This is a genomic window from Pseudomonas sp. LFM046, assembly GCF_000949385.2.
Classification (GTDB): domain Bacteria; phylum Pseudomonadota; class Gammaproteobacteria; order Pseudomonadales; family Pseudomonadaceae; genus Metapseudomonas.
In genome coordinates this window covers 322,488-338,631 of sequence record NZ_JYKO02000001.1, presented here as the reverse complement: position 1 = coordinate 338,631, position 16,144 = coordinate 322,488, and the positions used below count along the sequence as shown (strand labels likewise).

Below are 16,144 nucleotides of genomic sequence, written 5' to 3'. Positions count from 1 at the left end.
GGCCTTCAAGGGGTTTCAGCCGTTACAGCGAGAAGTGCTCCGCCGGCAACTGCATCAGGCAGTCGCTGCCCGCCTCCACCGCCGCCCGGTGGGCTTCGGTACGCGGCAGCAGACGCTTGAAGTAGAAGTCGCAAGTGGCCAGCTTGGTCTGGTAGTAGGCACTGTCGCCCTCGCCCGCCTGCGCCTTCGCCTCCGCCACCAGGGCCATGCGCAGCCAGAAGTAGGCCAGGGTGATGTAGCCGGAGTACATGAGGTAATCCAGCGCGGCGGCGCCCACTTCGTCCGGGTTCTTCATGGCGGCCATGCCGACCTTCTGGGTCAGTTCGCCCCACTGCTGGTTGAGGCGCGCCAGCTCGGCCACCTGGGCCTTGAGGCGCGGGTGCTCGGCCTGGGCCTGGCAGAACCTGTGGATCAGCTTGGTAAAGCCACGCAGCAGCTTGCCCTGGCTGCCCAGCACCTTGCGCCCCAGCAGGTCCAGCGCCTGGATGCCGTTGGTGCCTTCGTAGATGGGCGCGATGCGGCAATCGCGCACCAGTTGTTCCATGCCCCATTCACGGATGTACCCGTGACCGCCGAACACCTGCATGCCGAGGTTGGTGGCTTCCAGGCCCGACTCGGTCATGAAGGCCTTGCAGATGGGGGTGAGGAAGGCCAGCAGGTTCTCGGCCTCGTCACGCGCGGCGGCGTCGTCGCTGCGATGGGCAACGTCCAGTTGCTGGGCGGTGAAGTAGGCCAGGGCCCGGTTGCCTTCGTTGAAGGCCTTCATGGTCAGCAGCATGCGGCGCACGTCGGGGTGCACGATGATCGGGTCGGCGGCCTTGTCCGGTGCCTTGGGCCCGGTGAGGGCACGCATCTGCAGGCGGTCGTTGGCGTAGCGCACGGCGCCCTGGTAGCTGGCTTCGCCGAGGCAGAGGCCCTGCATGCCGGTGCCGAGGCGGGCGTGGTTCATCATGGTGAACATGCAGTTCAGGCCCTTGTTGGCTTCGCCGATCAGGAAGCCCTTGGCGCCGTCGAAGTTCATCACGCAGGTGGCCGAAGCCTTGATGCCCATCTTGTGTTCGATGGAGCCGCAGGACAGGGCGTTGCGCTCGCCGATGCCGTCACCGGCCGGGAGGAACTTGGGCACGATGAACAGGGAGATGCCCTTGGTGCCCGCCGGGGCGTCGGGCAGCTTGGCCAGCACCAGGTGGATGATGTTCTCGCTCATGTCGTGCTCGCCGGCGGAGATGAAGATCTTGGTGCCGGAGATGGCGTAGCTGCCGTCGGCCTGGGGCACGGCGCGGGTCTTGATGATGCCGAGGTCGGTGCCGGCGTGGGGCTCGGTCAGGCACATGGTGCCGGTCCAGCGGCCTTCGGTAAGACGGGTCAGGTAGGTCTGCTTCTGCTCGTCGGTGCCATGGGCGTGGATGGCCGACATGGCGCCGTGGGTCAGGCCCGGGTACATGGCCCAGGACTGGTTGGCCGAGGCGACCATCTCGCTGATGATCAGGCCGAGGGAATGGGGCAGGCCCTGGCCGCCGTAGGCCGGGTCAGCCGCCAGGCCGTTCCAGCCCCCTTCGACGTACTGGGCGAACGCTTCCTTGAAGCCCTTGGGCGTGGTCACCACGCCGTCGTGCCACTGGCATTCTTCTTCGTCGCCGGAGCGGTTGATGGGCGACAGCACCTGTTCGCAGAACTTGGCACCTTCCTCGAGGATGGCGGCGACCATGTCCGGGGTGGCGTCACTGGCGCCAAGGGCCGCGTAGGTCGCCGGGTAGTCGAAGACTTCGTCGGTCAGGAAGCGGATGTCGCGCAGGGGGGCCTTGTATTCGGGCATGGCGTGGTGCTCCTTGAGAGGGGACTCGATCCTTCGACCCTACGCCGCTCCCGTGACACCCACAATCACGCTGGCCCTGCTGAATGCAGCGCCATAACCCCCCGATCAGGCCGGGGTGCGCTTGACCCGCACTGCGCCCCGACGGTTCTCGCCATGGCGGAAGACGCGGTTGCGGCCGGCACTCTTGGCACTGTAGAGGGCCTGGTCGGCGACCTTGATCACCTCGTCCGGCGTGCGCTGGAAGGCGTCCCGTTCGGCGACGCCGATGCTGATGGTCACCGACACCGTTTGCCCACTGGCGGCGCCGCGCTTGGCACGGCCGGTTCCGTTGTTCTTCGGTCGGCTATCCGGGTCCCGCAGTTGCATCTGGTACTGCTCGATGGCCTGGCGCACCGCTTCCAGGTGCGGCATGCACTCGTCCATCGACTTGCCGGGGAAGATGATGGTGAATTCCTCGCCGCCGTAGCGGTAGGCCTTGCCGCCCCCGCCCACCTTGCGCAGGCGGCTGGCCACCAGACGCAGCACCTGGTCGCCGACGTCGTGGCCGTAGGTGTCGTTGAATTTCTTGAAGTGGTCGACGTCGGTCATCGCCAGCACATAGTTGCGCCCGAGGCGACGCAGCCGTTCGTTCAGCGCGCGACGGCCGGGCAGTCCGGTGAGTTCGTCGCGAAAGGCCATCTGGTACGCCTCATGGGCCACCGACGCGGTGAGGGCGAGCATCACCATGCTGCTCATGACGTGCAGGGCATGGGGCAGCAGGAACACCTTGGGCAGCATCCACAGCAGGCCTGCCAGACCCAGCACCTCGGCGGCATGTTGCGGCCGTGGCTGGCGGAGGTAGACGACCAGCAGCGCCGTCAGCGCAACGATGAAGGCCAGGTAGGCCAGTTGAACCAGGGGCATCCAGCTGCCATGCAGCAGGGGCCAGTAGACCTTGCCCATGAAGGCGAGCAGCGCATCCGGATAATTGCTGCCGAGGGCCACCACCACGCCCAGCACCGCTGCCAGCACGGCGCCGCGGGCGACGAAATCCTGCAGCAGGTGGGTCCGTTCCTCCCAGCAACCGTAGAGGCCGTAGAGCATCGGCACGAGCAGACTGACCAGGTGGAACACCAACCCGGCGTCCTCCCGTAACACTCGCTCGGCCTGGTAGTAATCCACCTGGGTGTCCAGCTGGTAATAGGCCAGGTAGACCACCAGCAGCAGAGCCACCTGGCGCACCCGCCCGTAGGCCGAACAGAAGGCGCCACCCAACAGCAGGAGCAGGGTGGGCAGGACATTGAACAGGGAGGTGAAGAACTCGTTCATCCCCGACAGCGAGCCGGCCACCACGCCGCCGACCACCAGCAGCAGCGGCGGCAGGAAATAGCTTGGGCGGTAGGACGCACGGGGCCGCACGGGTCTGATCCTGGGACTCTGGAAATAGGGGCGAAAAGGGTGGCGATATGATTGCACACGCGCGAAATGCACGCACAGTGGGCCGATGAGAAGTCTGGCACATCCCAAGCCCAGGCCGCTTGGCACTTCAGCCTCGCCAACGAAAAAGCCCGCCAGGCGGCGGGCTCTTCGTGAAGCCGTGGAACCTTAGTAACCCAGGGCGAAGTCTTCTTCGGCCAGGTCCATCAGGTTGTTGGCGCCCGACAGCATGGTTTCCACATGGGTGCGGGTACGCGGCAGGATGCGCTTGAAGTAGAAGCGCGCGGTCTGCAGCTTGGCTTTGTAGAAGGCGGCGTCGCCTTCGCCGGCAGCCAGCTTCTCGGCAGCCAGGCGAGCCATGTCGGCCCAGAAGTAGGCCAGGCAGGCGTAACCGGAGTACATCAGGTAGTCCACCGAAGCGGCACCCACTTCCTCGCGGTCCTTCATGGCGGCCATGCCGATCTTCATGGTCAGCTCGCCCCACTCTTTGTTCAGCTTGGCCAGCGGTTCGACGAACTCCTTGACGGCTTCGTTGGCTTCGTTGGCCTGGCAGAACTTGTGGACGATCTTGGTGAAGCCCTTGAGCGCTTCGCCCTGGGTCATCAGGATCTTGCGGCCCAGCAGGTCGAGAGCCTGAACGCCGGTGGTGCCTTCGTACATCATGGAGATGCGGCAGTCGCGCAGGTTCTGCTCCATGCCCCACTCGCTGATGAAGCCGTGGCCGCCGTAGATCTGCATGCCGTGGGAAGCGGACTCGAAGCCCACTTCGGTCATGAAGGCCTTGGCGATGGGGGTCAGGAAGGCCAGCAGGGAGTCAGCAGCTTTCTTCTGCTCTTCGTCCTGGCTGTACTGGACGATGTCCACCTGCTTGGCGGTGAAGTACACCATGGCGCGGTTGCCTTCGGCGAAGGCCTTCATGGTCAGCAGCATGCGACGCACGTCCGGGTGGACGATGATCGGGTCGGCCGCCTTGTCCGGAGCCTTCGGGCCGGTGAGGGAGCGCATCTGCAGACGCTCACGGGCGTACTTGATGCCACCCTGGAAACCGATCTCGGCGTGGGCCAGGCCTTGCAGCGCGGTACCCAGGCGAGCGGTGTTCATGAAGGTGAACATGCAGTTCAGGCCCTTGTTCGCCGGGCCGATCAGGAAGCCGGTGGCGCCGTCGAAGTTCATCACGCAGGTGGCGTTACCGTGGATACCCATCTTGTGCTCGATGGAGCCGCAGGTAACGGCGTTGCGCTCGCCTACGCCGCCTTCGGCGGTGGGCATGAATTTCGGAACGATGAACAGGGAGATGCCCTTGGTGCCAGCCGGAGCGTCGGGCAGGCGGGCCAGGACGATATGGACGATGTTGTCGGCCATGTCGTGTTCACCGGCGGAGATGAATATCTTGGTGCCGGAGACCTTGTAGGAACCATCGGCCTGGGGCTCGGCCTTGGTGCGCAGCATGCCCAGGTCGGTACCGCAGTGCGGCTCGGTCAGGCACATGGTGCCAGTCCACTCGCCGGATACCAGCTTGGTCAGGTAGGTGTGCTTCTGCTCGTCGGTGCCATGGGCGGACAGGGTGTTCATCGCGCCATGGGACAGGCCGGGGTACATGCCCCAGGCCCAGTTGGCCTCGCCGACCATTTCGCTGATGGCCAGACCAAGGGATTCCGGCAGACCCTGGCCGCCGTGGTCGACGTCGTGGGCCAGGCTTGGCCAGCCGCCTTCGACGAACTGCTTGTAGGCTTCCTTGAAGCCGGTCGGGGTCTTCACGCCGGCCTCGCTCCAGGTGCAGCCCTCGGTGTCACCCACACGGTTCAGCGGAGCGATCACCTGCTCGCAGAACTTGGCGCCCTCTTCGAGGATGGCGTTGACCATGTCCGGAGTGGCGTCCTGGCAGCCAGGCAGGCTCTGATAGTGCGCTTCGTAGCCAAGCAGTTCGTCACGTACGAAGCGGATATCACGCAAGGGGGCCTTGTAATCAGGCATAGCGGTAAACCTCTGCGGTGGGTTCCTAGTTCAGCTGACCGGGGCATCGGCAGCTGCGGCATTGGGTGGTGATCGCCGGAGCAATCAAACAGGCGTTTGAAACATACGTTTATGCCAACACCCTGTCAAGCGCTCCGCCCGACCGGTCGGTCACGTCCTTGCAGGCAGCCGAAGACCCTGTCTGCAGACAGTAAAGATCAAGAAACAACGGGACAGCGCCCGGGCAGACGCTGGGGACTCGGGAGGAAATCGGAGAGGGCCGCGACGAACGGCGGCCCGGGGATCAGGCGTGGGTGTCGATCAGGGTGCCCAGCACATCGTCAGCGGTTTCGACCACCTTGGCGCCGGCCTGGGCTTCGACCTTGCCGACTTCCAGGGCAACCAGGCTGGTGGCGAGATCGGCGGCTTCGGCCTGGGGCTGGTCAACGCGACGCACCGTGCTGCCGGCAATATCCCCGGCGGCCTGATCGATGCGGCGCTGGCCGGACTGGATGGCGCCAAGACCGGCGCTGAAGGCACTACCCTGGATTTCCATGGCGGCTACCGAAGCTGAAGGGACGATGCCGGCAATTGAAGCAGCCGCCCCTGAACTGCGCAATCAGCCCCGGACGAATGCGCCCAACGGTGCAAGGTCAAGGTGACGCGCCACCGCCGCCGGGGTCGCCTCACCCAGACGCGGCACACGGCCCAGGCAAGGCGCCGGAAGCCGCTCGGCCAGGGTGGCGAGGTTCTCGTCCAGGCGCGAGGTTTGCGGGTCGACGACATTGGCCACCCAGCCGGCGAGGGTCAGACCATCCCGCAGGATCGCCTCGGCGGTGAGCACCGCGTGGTTGATGCAGCCCAGGCGCACGCCGACCACCAGGATCACCGGCAGGCCGAGGGCGATGGGCAGGTCGGAGAGCGTTGCCGCGCCCGCCAGGGGTACGCGCCAGCCGCCGGCGCCTTCCACCAGGCCGAAGTCCGCCCCCTTGGCCAGAACCCGGCGAACCGGTCCCGCCAGCGCGTCGACGTCCAGCACCACGCCTGCTTCCTTCGCCGCCAGGTGCGGGGCGATGGCCGGCGCGAAGGCCAGCGGATTGACCTCTTCATAAGTCAGCGGCAGCGAGCACTCCCCCAGCAGCGCCAGGGCGTCGCTGTTGCGCAGGCCGTCGGCGGTCTCTTCGCAGCCGGAAGCCACCGGCTTCGCCGCTGCGGTCGACAGGCCCGCCATGCGCGCGGCATGCAGCAGGCCGGCAGCGATGGTGGTCTTGCCGATTTCGGTGTCGGTGCCGGTCACGAAGTAGGACGCCGCCATTTCAGTCTTCCTTCTTGAGTACGCCGTAGACCACCTGGTAGGTGGCCGGCAGGCCCTGGGGCTGGCGGAATCGCTCGTAGGCGTCCACCAGCGCAAGGATGCGCGCCCGCCCGGTCAAGCCGCCGGGCCGCCCGGGGTTGAGGTTGTGGGCGCCAAGGGCCTTGAGTTCGTGGGTCAGGGTGCGCAGGTCGGCGTAGTGCAGCACATGGGGCTGGCTGCTCAGGTCGAGGGGCAGCAGGCCGCTGGCGGCGCAGAGGTCCTGATAGTCCTCCATGCGACGGAAGCGGTTGACGTGCACGAAGCCATCCACTGCCTGCCAGCTGTCGCGCAGCTCCTGCAGGGTACCGACGCAGAGGCTGCTGAAGGCGAACACGCCACCCGGCTGCAGCACGCGGCGGGCCTCGCCGAGGACGGCGGCGAAATCCGCGCACCACTGCACGGCGAGGCTGGAGAAGATCAACTGCTGGGTACCGCCGGCCAGCGGCAGATGCTCGGCGTCACCGGCGATGAAACGCCGGGCGCCGCCCAACGGACGGGCATGGCGCAGCATGCCTTCGGCGATATCCACAGCCAGGCCTTCGCTGTCAGGAAAGCGCTCGGCCAGGGCGCGGGAGAAATGCCCGGTGCCACAGCCAAGGTCGAGCCAGTGCTGCGGTGCAAAGCCTTCAGGCAGACGTTGCAGCAGTTCGTAGCCCACCGCACGCTGCAGGGCGGCAACGCTGTCATAGCTTTCCGCCGCGCGGGAGAACGAAGCGGCCACCTGGCGCTTGTCAGGCAGCGTGCCCTCGCTGAAGCGTGGATCAGACATCGTCACCCTCGTGCATGAAATCGAGGATGGTGTGCGCAACCTGTTCCGGCTGCTCCAGGGGCAGACCGTGACTGGCGTCGGCGACGACCTGCACTTCCACATCCGGCAGCCAGTCCAGCAGCGCCTGGGCGGCGGTGACCGGCACCAGCGCATCGCGCCCGGCGAACAGGTGCAGCTGCGGCCCGCTGAAGCCCTGAATCGCCGCCCGGATGTCGAGGACATCCAGCAGGCGCAGGCCGGCATCCAGCACCTTGGGCTCGGTGGGCACCTGGGTGACCTGCAGTTGCCGCGCCAGGGTGCGGGCATCCCGCGCGCCCTGGGCCACCAGCATGGTGAAACGCTTGAGGGTCTGCGCGGGATCGAGGCGGCAGGCTTCATAGAAGGCCGCGAAGATTTCCTGGGACATGGCGCAGGGCCAGTCGTCGCGATCGCGGAAACTCATGTTGCTGCACAGGCCGATCAGACCACGACAGGCGTCGCCCCTGCGGACGGCCAGCTGTGCGGCCAGCATGCCGCCGAGGGACCACCCGGCCAGCCAGCAGTCCTGGGGCAGACGCGCGTCCAGCTCGTCGAGCCAGGCCCCGGCCTGGTCCAGGGCGGGCAGCGGTTCGATTTGCACCGAAAGGTGCGGCGCACGCTCCAGCAGGGCTTCACGCAGTGGCTCGAGGGCGGCCGGACCGATGGCCCAGCCAGGCAGGAGAATCAGGCGTTCACGCATCGGCGGCTTCCTCCTTCGCCAGCATCGCCCAGCATTCGGCAAGGGCGTTCAGCAAGGATTCAAGCTGCTCTTCGCTGTGAGCGGCGGAGAAAGTGACGCGCAGGCGTGCACTGCCGACGGGCACGGTGGGCGGGCGGATGGCGCCGACCAGAATGCCGCGCTCGCGCAGCAGGGCGGAAAGCTTCAGGGCGCGGGCGCTGTCGCCCACCAGGATGGGTTGGATCGGCGTCGGGCTGTCCATCAGGGTCAGGCCGATTTCGGCCGCGCCTTCGCGGAAGCGCCGGATCAGCTTGTCCAGATGCTCACGGCGCCAGCGTTCGCGCTGCAGCAGTTCCAGGCTCTTCAGGGTGGCGCAGGCCACGGCCGGGGGCTGACTGGTGGTGTAGATGTAGGGACGGGCGAACTGGATCAGCGTCTCGATCAGCTCCTCGCTGCCAGCGACGAAGGCGCCAGCCGTGCCGAACGCCTTGCCCAGAGTGCCGACCAGCACCGGCACGTCCTCGATGCCCAATCCGAAATGCTCGACGATGCCGCCGCCATTGGCGCCCAGAGGGCCGAAGCCGTGGGCGTCGTCCACCATGACCCAGGCGCCCCGAGCCTTGGCGGCCGCACAGATCGCCGGCAGCTCGGCCAGGTCGCCATCCATGCTGAACACGCCATCGGTGACCACCAGGGTATTGCCTTCGGCCTTGTCCAGGCGGCCGGCGAGGCTCTCGACATCGTTGTGCAGGTAGCGGGAGAAGCGCGCCCCGGAGAGCAGGCCGGCGTCCAGCAGGGAAGCGTGGTTGAGGCGGTCTTCCAGCACGGTATCGCCCTTGTCCAGCAACGCGGTCACCGCGCCCAGGTTGGCCATGTAGCCGGTGGAGAACAGCAGCGCCCGGGGCCGGCCGGTGAATTCGGCCAGGGCCAGTTCCAGGTCATGGTGCGGGCCGCTATGGCCGATGACCAGGTGCGAGGCACCGCCACCGGCGCCCCATTTTTCCGCGCCATCGCGCAACGCACGCACCACTTCGGGATGGTTGGCCAGGCCCAGGTAGTCGTTGGAACAGAAGGCCAACATGGGCCGGCCGTCCACCATCACCTCAGGCCCCTGAGGGCGCTCCAGCAGCGGACGCTGGCGATAGAGGTTTTCCGCATGGCGGGCGGCGAGGCGAGAGGCGAGATCGAAGGACATCGGAACGGATCACCGGTAGCTGGTGGATAACCGCAAACGGGTTATCCACCCTACGAAGAGGTCGGATTCTGCGTAGGGTGGATGGCGCTTTTTCCATCCACCAGACGGAGCATCAGGCGGATGCGGCGTTGTAGAACAGTTGCGAGTCGCGCTGCTCCACCAGGGCCTGCTCGATGGCAGCCTGATGCACCTCGTCGGCGTGCTCTTCGCGCTCTTCCGGCTTGATGCCGAGACGGGCGAACAGCTGCATGTCCTTCTCCGCCTGCGGGTTCTTGGTGGTCAGCAGCTTCTCGCCGTAGAAGATCGAGTTGGCACCCGCCATGAAGGCCAGGGACTGCATCTGCTCGTTCATCTGCTCACGGCCCGCGGACAGGCGCACGTGGGACTTCGGCATCATGATGCGGGCGACGGCCAGGGTGCGGATGAAGTCGAACGGATCGACGTCCTTCTCCTCGGCCAGCGGGGTGCCCTTCACCTTCACCAGCATGTTGATCGGTACGGATTCCGGATGCTCGGGCAGGTTGGCCAGCTGGATCAGCAGGCCGGCGCGGTCGTCCACCGACTCGCCCATGCCGAGGATGCCGCCGGAGCAGATCTTCATCCCCGCCTCACGCACATACGCCAGGGTCTGCAGACGCTCGCTGTAGGTGCGGGTGGTGATGATGTTGCCGTAGAACTCCGGCGAGGTATCGAGGTTGTGGTTGTAGTAATCCAGGCCGGCTTCGGCCAGCGCCTGGGTCTGCTCCTGGTCCAGGCGGCCCAGGGTCATGCAGGTTTCCAGGCCGAGCTTCTTCACGCCCTTCACCATTTCCAGCACGTAGGGCATGTCCTTGGCGGACGGGTGCTTCCAGGCGGCGCCCATGCAGAAGCGGGTGGAGCCGATGGCCTTGGCTTCGGCAGCGGCCTCGAGAACCTTCTGCACTTCCATCAGCTTTTCCTTGTCCAGGCCGGTGTTGTAGTGGCCGGATTGCGGGCAGTACTTGCAGTCTTCCGGGCAGGCGCCGGTCTTGATCGACAGCAGGGTGGAAACCTGTACCCGGTTCGGGTCGAAGTTCGCGCGGTGAACGGTCTGGGCCTGGAACATCAGGTCGTTGAACGGCAGCTCGAAAAGCGCCTTCACCTCGGCGAGGGACCAGTCATGACGGGTAGCGATGGATGCGGTTGCACTCATGGAGGTTTCCTTCGACGCTTGGACGGCGCCTCTTGTCAGGGATACCCGGACGCAAAATCCGGGAATTCAGGCTTAGGGCATCATAATTTGGGCTATGACGCTGTCAACCTGGATTTCGACACAGGTCAACATCTGATCATTAATTAATCAATTTACTCACTGAACCAGAATCCCAGGCGATGCTCCAATCCAGGCAGCGTCGCGACTGAAGGAGCAACATTCCGCAATGCGTACAGAAGGATTCTTCGAGTGGATCGGCCGGATCGTCGGCACCGTCATTCGTTTCGTCGTTGACCTGCTGTCCGGTGTACTCGACGGCATCGGACAAGCCATCAACGACTTTCTCAACGGCCTCGCGCGGGCCATCGGCATGGATGTCTCCTTCTTCAGCCTGTTCTTCCTGATCATCGGCCTGGTGCTGCTCTACGCCGGTATCCGCGCCTTCATGCGCAAGTCCATCATCAGCGGCCTGGTGCTGACCTTCCTCGGCCTGGTAGTGATGAGCTGGCTGATCGCCTGACCGACCATGCCGAATCGCGTCCCACGGAGGGGACCATGCATTCATTGCTCACCCGGTTGCGGCCGGCCTGGCTCTGCCACGTACCCACCTGCCTGCTCTGCCGCGCCCCCGGCGGCGATTTGTCTATCTGCGCCAGCTGCGAGGCCGAGCTGCCCTGGCTTGGCGGGCACTGCAGCATCTGCGCCCTGCCCCTTGTCACCCACGGCCTGCCTTGCGGCGATTGCCTGAAACGCCCGCCACCCTTCCAGCGGGTCGAAGCCCCCTGGCGCTATGCCTTCCCCGTGGACAGCCTGATCACGCGCTTCAAGCACCAAAGCCACTGGCCCCTCGGCCGGCTGCTGGGGGAGCTGCTGACCCGACACCTGGAGCACGGATTCAGCGAAGGCCTGCCGCGCCCCGCTGCCCTGCTGCCGGTGCCCCTGGCGGCGCCGCGATTGCGCCAGCGCGGGTTCAACCAGGCGCTGATGCTGGCCCGCTGGCTGGGGGATGAACTGGACATCCCGTTGCGAAGCGATTGGCTGAAGCGCATCGAGGACGGTCCGCCGCAGCAGGGCCTGGATGCCGCCGCCCGACGACGCAACCTGCGCCGGGCCTTCGCCCTCGCCCCAGGCGTTGACGTGCGCGGCCAACACCTGGCCCTGGTGGACGATGTGCTGACCACCGGCACCACCGCCGCCGCTCTCGCCCGCCTGCTGGTACGCGCCGGCGCGGAGCGAGTGGACGTCTACTGCCTGGCGCGCACGCCGCGGCCCGGCGAGCCTTGAAGGCTTGACGCGATGGACAGGCGGGCGCAGCCTGCGCGCCAGAGCCCCCAGACGAACCCGCCCCATGAGCCTGTCCAGCGCCCTCACCCAGCAACTCACCCGCCGCCCCCAGCGCCTGGCGCTGTTGGAACAGATCGCCGTGCAAGGCTCCATCACGCGCGCCGCCAAGGCGGCGGGCCTGAGCTACAAGTCCGCGTGGGATGCCATCGACGAGCTGAACAACCTGTCCGAAAAGCCCCTGGTGGAACGCACCGTGGGCGGCAAGGGCGGCGGAGGTGCGCGGCTGTCTGCCGAGGGCGAACGCCTGCTGGCCCTCTACAAGCGCCTGGAAAGCCTGCAGGCGCGCCTGCTGGAAAGTGCCGAAAGCGAGCAGGACCTGGAGTTGCTGGGCCGTCTCATGCTGCGCACCAGCGCCCGCAACCAGTTGAGCGGCCGGGTGCTCGCCATTGAATCCAGGGGCCGCAACGACCTGGTGAACATCGAGCTGGCCGGCGGTGCACAACTCGTAGCGCAGATCACCCACGACAGCACCGAGAAGCTGGAACTGGCCCCGGGCCACGGGGTGGTGGCGCTGATCAAGGCCGGCTGGCTGCGCCTCGCCCCCCTGTCAGAACCGGCGGACCAATCCCTGAACCAGTTGCAGGGGCGGATCGAAGAAATCCTCGACGCCGACGATGGCCCCAGCGAAGTGCGCATCGCCCTCGCCAGCGGCCAGACCCTCTGCGCCCTGGTCGAACCCGAGCGCCTGGCCCAACTCCACCTCAAGGCCGACGACAAGGTCCGCGCCCAGTTCGCCCCCGGCCAGGTGCTGCTCGGTACCGCGCTCTGAAGAGTACGTGGGCGATTTCGCGAGCTAGAGAAGAACAAGGCGCAAATGGCTGAGGCCGCGGAGTTTACGATTTGTAAATGAGCAGGCCGAAGCCATTTGCAACGCAGTTATTCCGACGCGCAGCAAATCGCCCCTGGGGATAGACTGGGCGCCTTACTGCCGGAGCTCCCCATGTCCCACCCGTTTGACGACCTCACCCCCGACCTCGTGCTGGATGCCCTGGAAAGCCTTGGCTTCCTCAGCGACGCACGCATCCTTGCGCTGAACAGCTACGAGAACCGCGTCTATCAGGTGGGCATCGAGGACGCCGAGCCGCTGATTGCCAAGTTCTATCGGCCCCAGCGCTGGAGCGACGCGGCCATCCGCGAGGAACACAGCTTCAGCGCCGAACTCGCCGACTGCGAAGTGCCGGTGGTGGCGCCGCTGCTGCGCGACGGCGAAAGCCTGTTCGAGCATGCCGGCTTCCGCTTCGCCCTCTTCCCCCGCCGTGGCGGCCGCGCTCCGGAGCCGGGCAACCTGGACCAGCTCTATCGACTCGGCCAATTGCTGGGCCGCCTCCACGCCGTGGGTTCCGCCCGCCCCTTCGAGCACCGCGAAACCCTGGCGGTGGAGAACTTCGGCCACCAATCCCTGGCCACCCTGCTGGAAGGTGACTTCGTCCCCCGCAGCCTGCTGCCCGCCTACGAATCCGTCGCGCGCGACCTGCTCAAGCGCCTGGACCGGCTGTTCGCCGACGTGCGCGTCCAGCCCATCCGCCTCCACGGCGATTGCCATCCGGGCAACCTGCTGTGCCGCGACGACATTTTCCATGTGGTGGACCTGGACGACTGCCGCATGGGCCCGGCAGTTCAGGACCTGTGGATGATGCTCGCCGGCGACCGCCAGGAGCGCCTGGGCCAGCTCTCGGAGCTGATGGACGGCTACCAGGAATTTCACGACTTCGACCCGCGCGAACTGCCCCTGATCGAAGGCTTGCGCTCCCTGCGCCTGATGCACCACAGCGCCTGGATCGCCCGCCGCTGGGACGACCCGGCCTTTCCCATGCACTTCTCCTGGTTCGGCAGCGAACGCTACTGGGGCGACCAGATCCTCACCCTGCGCGAGCAGCTGGCGGCGCTGGACGAGGAGCCGTTGCGGTTGTTCTGAGCCCGCCTGGCGCACTCCGCACCTTGTAATTCGTAGGATGAGTCGGGCGGCGCTCCGCGAGCGGAGCGATACCCATGCGGAGCGATACCCATGCGGAGGGGCTGATGGGTATCGCAAGCTCCACCCATCCTACGTCGCGGCCCCCGGCCCCCCCGCAAGGCGGACCTGCGGCCCGCTTGGCGATTGAAATCGCGCCCACAGAGAAGCCGACGCTCCACTCAATCTCCGAACAACCCGCCTGCGGAAAATCTTGTAGGGGCGAATTCATTCGCCAAGGGCAGCGCAGTTGCCCCGGGAAGCCTCGCTGGGCAGTCCTTCGGACTGCTTGGCGATTGAAATCGCCCCTACAACGAGCGGAACCATCCTGCCCCGTCATGACAAACGGCACCGTAAAGAACCCCTTACGCCTTTCGCTTGCACGTCCTTGCGGAAAAAACCTGAGCGCACAGACAACCCCCTGCGGCGCCAACTAGAATGTCGCACCACTCGTTAGCTGCCTAAGCAAGGACATTTCATGGCCACCGCCGACCCGCGCCGCGGGTACATCCTGGGGCTCACCGCCTACATCATCTGGGGACTCTTTCCGCTCTACTTCAAAGCCATCCAGAGCGTTCCGGCGCTGGAAATCATCGTCCACCGCGCGCTCTGGTCCGCCCTCTTCGGCGCGGCCCTGCTGCTGGTGTGGAAGCACCCCGGCTGGCTGCGCGAGCTGCGGGAAAACCCCAAGCGCTTTGGCGTTCTCGCCGCCAGCGGCATGCTGATCGCCGCCAACTGGCTGATCTACGTCTGGGCGGTGAATAACGGACGGATGCTGGAGGCGAGCCTCGGCTACTACATCAATCCGCTGGTGAACGTGCTGCTGGGGATGTTGATCCTCGGCGAGCGCCTGCGCCGCCTGCAGTGGATCGCCGTACTGCTGGCGGCCATCGGCGTGGCCCAGCAGATCTGGCAGGTGGGTGCGCTGCCCTGGGTATCCCTGGCCCTGGCGCTGACCTTCGGTTTCTACGGGCTGATCCGCAAGCAGGCCCCGGTGAAGGCCCTGCCCGGCCTGGTGGTGGAAACCTGGTTGCTGCTACCGCTGGCCATCGGCTGGCTGCTGCTGACCCCAAGCGCCAGCTCCGCCCAGGCGAGCTTCTGGTCGAGCCCCGAAGCCCTCTGGCTGGTCGCCGCCGGCCCGATCACCCTGGTCCCTCTGGTGAGCTTCAACGCCGCGGCGCGCCACCTGCCCTACACCACCCTGGGCTTCCTCCAGTACATCGCGCCGACCCTGGTGATGCTGCAGGCGATCTTCCTCTTCGGCGAGCACTTCGACCCGAGCAAGCTGCTGGCCTTCTCCTTCATCTGGGCGGGCCTCGCCGTCTACAGCGTCGACGCCTGGCTCACCCTGCGCCGCAATAGCTGAAGCGGGCGGCGCTCCGCCTGAGCCTGCGAAGCCCAACGATCCCCCGTTGGGTTTCGCTACGCTCAACACCAACCTACGTGAGCACTCACTTCTCCTGGTGCAGGTTCAGCTCCACCATCAGCTCGTCGGCCAGGGATTCCAGCTTGGCCTGCAAAACGTCCAGCGGCAGGGTCAGCGGAACCGCCAGCACCGCCTCGGCATGGAACAGCGGCTCACTGCTCATGGGGGCTGGCATCACTTCAGTGATCAGGCTTTCCAGGTTGACCCCCAGTTCCGTCAGCAGCCGGGTGATATCGCGAACGATGCCCGGGCGGTCATTGCCTACCAGGTCCAGCAGGATGGGTTTCCAGGTGCAGGCCGGCTCGATGCCGCTTTGCGCCAGCATCACGCGGATGCCCTGGGCGTTCAGGCTTTGCAGCCCCTCCACCAGCTCGTCGTAGCCCTCGGCGGGCACCGCTACCCGCAAGATCCCGGCGAACTGCCCGGCCATGCGCGACATGCGGCTCTCCAGCCAGTTGCCGCCGTGGGCGGCGATGCACTGGGCGACGCGTTCCACCAGTCCCGGCTGGTCCGGCGCTATTACGGTAAGTACCAGATGATCCACGCTCGACTCCTCATGTTGGCAACCGGCGCCGGCCCTCAGGCCAGGCTGAGCCAGTAGGTGAAGAAGACCTCGTCCCGCACGTAGCCGAGCCGCTGGTAGAGCGCCTGGCCCGCAAGGTTGGTCTTCGCGGTTTCCAGCTGGATGCCGCAGGCGCCTGTGCGTTCGGCATGGGCGCGGGCGGCGTTCATCAGGTCTTCGCCGACGCCCTTTCGCCGGGCGGCGGGCACTACATAAAGATCGCTCAACAACCAGGCCGGTGCCAGCGCCAACGACGAGAGAAAGGGATAGAGCTGAGTGAAGCCCAGGGCCGCACCGGCCTCGTCGCGGGCAATCAAGAGCACCGAGTCGCCTCGCTCCAGGCGCGACGCCAGGAACGCACGGACTTCCGGCAGGGGACGGGGCACCTCGTAGAACGCCAGATACCCGGCGAAAAGGCGGGACAGGTCGTCAAGATCGTTGAACGTGGCGGCATGCACAGGCATTGAAGGGCTCCAAGGCGAATTCGCAG

16 protein-coding genes are annotated in these 16,144 nt (G+C 66.2%); 5 read left to right on the top strand and 11 right to left on the bottom strand.

Features of this window, described 5'->3' with window-relative positions; translation table 11 throughout:
• Positions 1-22: 22 nt before the first annotated feature.
• The 9 genes from TQ98_RS01560 to bioB all read right to left on the bottom strand — a co-directional run bounded on the left by TQ98_RS01560 (position 23) and on the right by bioB (position 10,371).
• Entirely contained in the window at positions 23-1,816 is a 1,794-nt protein-coding gene (locus TQ98_RS01560) for an acyl-CoA dehydrogenase C-terminal domain-containing protein (RefSeq protein WP_044871200.1), read from the bottom strand.
• Positions 1,817-1,921: 105 nt separating this feature from the next.
• Positions 1,922-3,214 (bottom strand): GGDEF domain-containing protein, encoded by a 1,293-nt coding sequence (locus tag TQ98_RS01555; protein WP_044871199.1) that lies wholly within the window; start codon positions 3,212-3,214, stop codon positions 1,922-1,924.
• Between the two features lie 186 nt (positions 3,215-3,400).
• Complete coding sequence (locus TQ98_RS01550; RefSeq protein WP_044871198.1) at positions 3,401-5,206, bottom strand: phenylacyl-CoA dehydrogenase; 1,806 nt, start codon at positions 5,204-5,206, stop codon at positions 3,401-3,403.
• 283 nt (positions 5,207-5,489) lie between these two features.
• Positions 5,490-5,741, bottom strand: a complete 252-nt coding sequence (locus tag TQ98_RS01545; protein ID WP_044871197.1) for a hypothetical protein — start codon at positions 5,739-5,741, stop codon at positions 5,490-5,492.
• A gap of 63 nt (positions 5,742-5,804) precedes the next feature.
• Positions 5,805-6,500, bottom strand: a complete 696-nt coding sequence (bioD, locus tag TQ98_RS01540) for a dethiobiotin synthase (protein WP_044871196.1) — start codon at positions 6,498-6,500, stop codon at positions 5,805-5,807.
• Between the two features lies 1 nt (position 6,501).
• Positions 6,502-7,308, bottom strand: a complete 807-nt coding sequence (bioC, locus tag TQ98_RS01535; protein WP_044871195.1) for a malonyl-ACP O-methyltransferase BioC — start codon at positions 7,306-7,308, stop codon at positions 6,502-6,504.
• A complete protein-coding gene (locus TQ98_RS01530) occupies positions 7,301-8,026 on the bottom strand; it encodes an alpha/beta fold hydrolase (protein WP_044871194.1) in 726 nt (241 codons plus the stop codon). Before TQ98_RS01530 ends, bioC begins: the two co-directional genes overlap by 8 nt.
• Positions 8,019-9,200 (bottom strand): 8-amino-7-oxononanoate synthase, encoded by a 1,182-nt coding sequence (gene bioF / locus TQ98_RS01525; RefSeq protein ID WP_044871193.1) that lies wholly within the window; start codon positions 9,198-9,200, stop codon positions 8,019-8,021. The genes TQ98_RS01530 and bioF overlap by 8 nt, the downstream gene beginning before the upstream one ends.
• A 112-nt stretch (positions 9,201-9,312) precedes the next feature.
• Positions 9,313-10,371 (bottom strand): biotin synthase BioB, encoded by a 1,059-nt coding sequence (gene bioB, locus TQ98_RS01520; RefSeq protein WP_044871192.1) that lies wholly within the window; start codon positions 10,369-10,371, stop codon positions 9,313-9,315.
• 226 nt (positions 10,372-10,597) lie between these two features.
• Here bioB and TQ98_RS01515 point away from each other — a divergent pair, with 226 nt between their 5' ends.
• From TQ98_RS01515 to rarD, 5 genes are all read left to right on the top strand, one after another.
• The gene (locus TQ98_RS01515; protein WP_044871191.1) at positions 10,598-10,891 is read left to right on the top strand and encodes a hypothetical protein; all 294 of its coding nucleotides are present in this window, start codon (positions 10,598-10,600) and stop codon (positions 10,889-10,891) included.
• Positions 10,892-10,926: 35 nt separating this feature from the next.
• Entirely contained in the window at positions 10,927-11,655 is a 729-nt protein-coding gene (locus TQ98_RS01510) for a ComF family protein (protein ID WP_044871190.1), read from the top strand.
• A 64-nt stretch (positions 11,656-11,719) separates the two neighbouring features.
• Positions 11,720-12,484, top strand: coding sequence for a TOBE domain-containing protein (locus tag TQ98_RS01505; protein ID WP_044871189.1), 765 nt, complete (start codon positions 11,720-11,722; stop codon positions 12,482-12,484).
• 171 nt (positions 12,485-12,655) lie between these two features.
• Positions 12,656-13,630, top strand: a complete 975-nt coding sequence (locus tag TQ98_RS01500) for a serine/threonine protein kinase (protein WP_044871188.1) — start codon at positions 12,656-12,658, stop codon at positions 13,628-13,630.
• A 514-nt stretch (positions 13,631-14,144) separates the two neighbouring features.
• Entirely contained in the window at positions 14,145-15,032 is an 888-nt protein-coding gene (gene rarD, locus TQ98_RS01495; RefSeq protein ID WP_044871187.1) for an EamA family transporter RarD, read from the top strand.
• Positions 15,033-15,117: 85 nt separating this feature from the next.
• Here rarD and TQ98_RS01490 read toward each other — a convergent pair whose 3' ends face one another.
• Both TQ98_RS01490 and TQ98_RS01485 read right to left on the bottom strand, forming a co-directional pair.
• Positions 15,118-15,636 (bottom strand): glycine cleavage system protein R, encoded by a 519-nt coding sequence (locus TQ98_RS01490; RefSeq protein ID WP_044871186.1) that lies wholly within the window; start codon positions 15,634-15,636, stop codon positions 15,118-15,120.
• A 35-nt stretch (positions 15,637-15,671) separates the two neighbouring features.
• Positions 15,672-16,118, bottom strand: coding sequence for a GNAT family N-acetyltransferase (locus TQ98_RS01485; protein ID WP_044871185.1), 447 nt, complete (start codon positions 16,116-16,118; stop codon positions 15,672-15,674).
• Positions 16,119-16,144 lie beyond the last annotated feature (26 nt).

Bases quoted from the DNA above. Each gene is read 5' to 3' on its own strand.
- bioB (WP_044871192.1), bottom strand. From the start codon at position 10,371: ATGAGTGCAACCGCATCCATCGCTACCCGTCATGACTGGTCCCTCGCC.
- TQ98_RS01500 (WP_044871188.1), top strand. From the start codon at position 12,656: ATGTCCCACCCGTTTGACGACCTCACCCCCGACCTCGTGCTGGATGCC.
- TQ98_RS01545 (WP_044871197.1), bottom strand. From the start codon at position 5,741: ATGGAAATCCAGGGTAGTGCCTTCAGCGCCGGTCTTGGCGCCATCCAG.
- TQ98_RS01505 (WP_044871189.1), top strand. From the start codon at position 11,720: ATGAGCCTGTCCAGCGCCCTCACCCAGCAACTCACCCGCCGCCCCCAG.
- bioD (WP_044871196.1), bottom strand. From the start codon at position 6,500: ATGGCGGCGTCCTACTTCGTGACCGGCACCGACACCGAAATCGGCAAG.
- TQ98_RS01515 (WP_044871191.1), top strand. From the start codon at position 10,598: ATGCGTACAGAAGGATTCTTCGAGTGGATCGGCCGGATCGTCGGCACC.
- TQ98_RS01530 (WP_044871194.1), bottom strand. From the start codon at position 8,026: ATGCGTGAACGCCTGATTCTCCTGCCTGGCTGGGCCATCGGTCCGGCC.
- bioF (WP_044871193.1), bottom strand. From the start codon at position 9,200: ATGTCCTTCGATCTCGCCTCTCGCCTCGCCGCCCGCCATGCGGAAAAC.
- rarD (WP_044871187.1), top strand. From the start codon at position 14,145: ATGGCCACCGCCGACCCGCGCCGCGGGTACATCCTGGGGCTCACCGCC.
- TQ98_RS01550 (WP_044871198.1), bottom strand. From the start codon at position 5,206: ATGCCTGATTACAAGGCCCCCTTGCGTGATATCCGCTTCGTACGTGAC.
- TQ98_RS01560 (WP_044871200.1), bottom strand. From the start codon at position 1,816: ATGCCCGAATACAAGGCCCCCCTGCGCGACATCCGCTTCCTGACCGAC.
- TQ98_RS01510 (WP_044871190.1), top strand. From the start codon at position 10,927: ATGCATTCATTGCTCACCCGGTTGCGGCCGGCCTGGCTCTGCCACGTA.
- bioC (WP_044871195.1), bottom strand. From the start codon at position 7,308: ATGTCTGATCCACGCTTCAGCGAGGGCACGCTGCCTGACAAGCGCCAG.
- TQ98_RS01485 (WP_044871185.1), bottom strand. From the start codon at position 16,118: ATGCCTGTGCATGCCGCCACGTTCAACGATCTTGACGACCTGTCCCGC.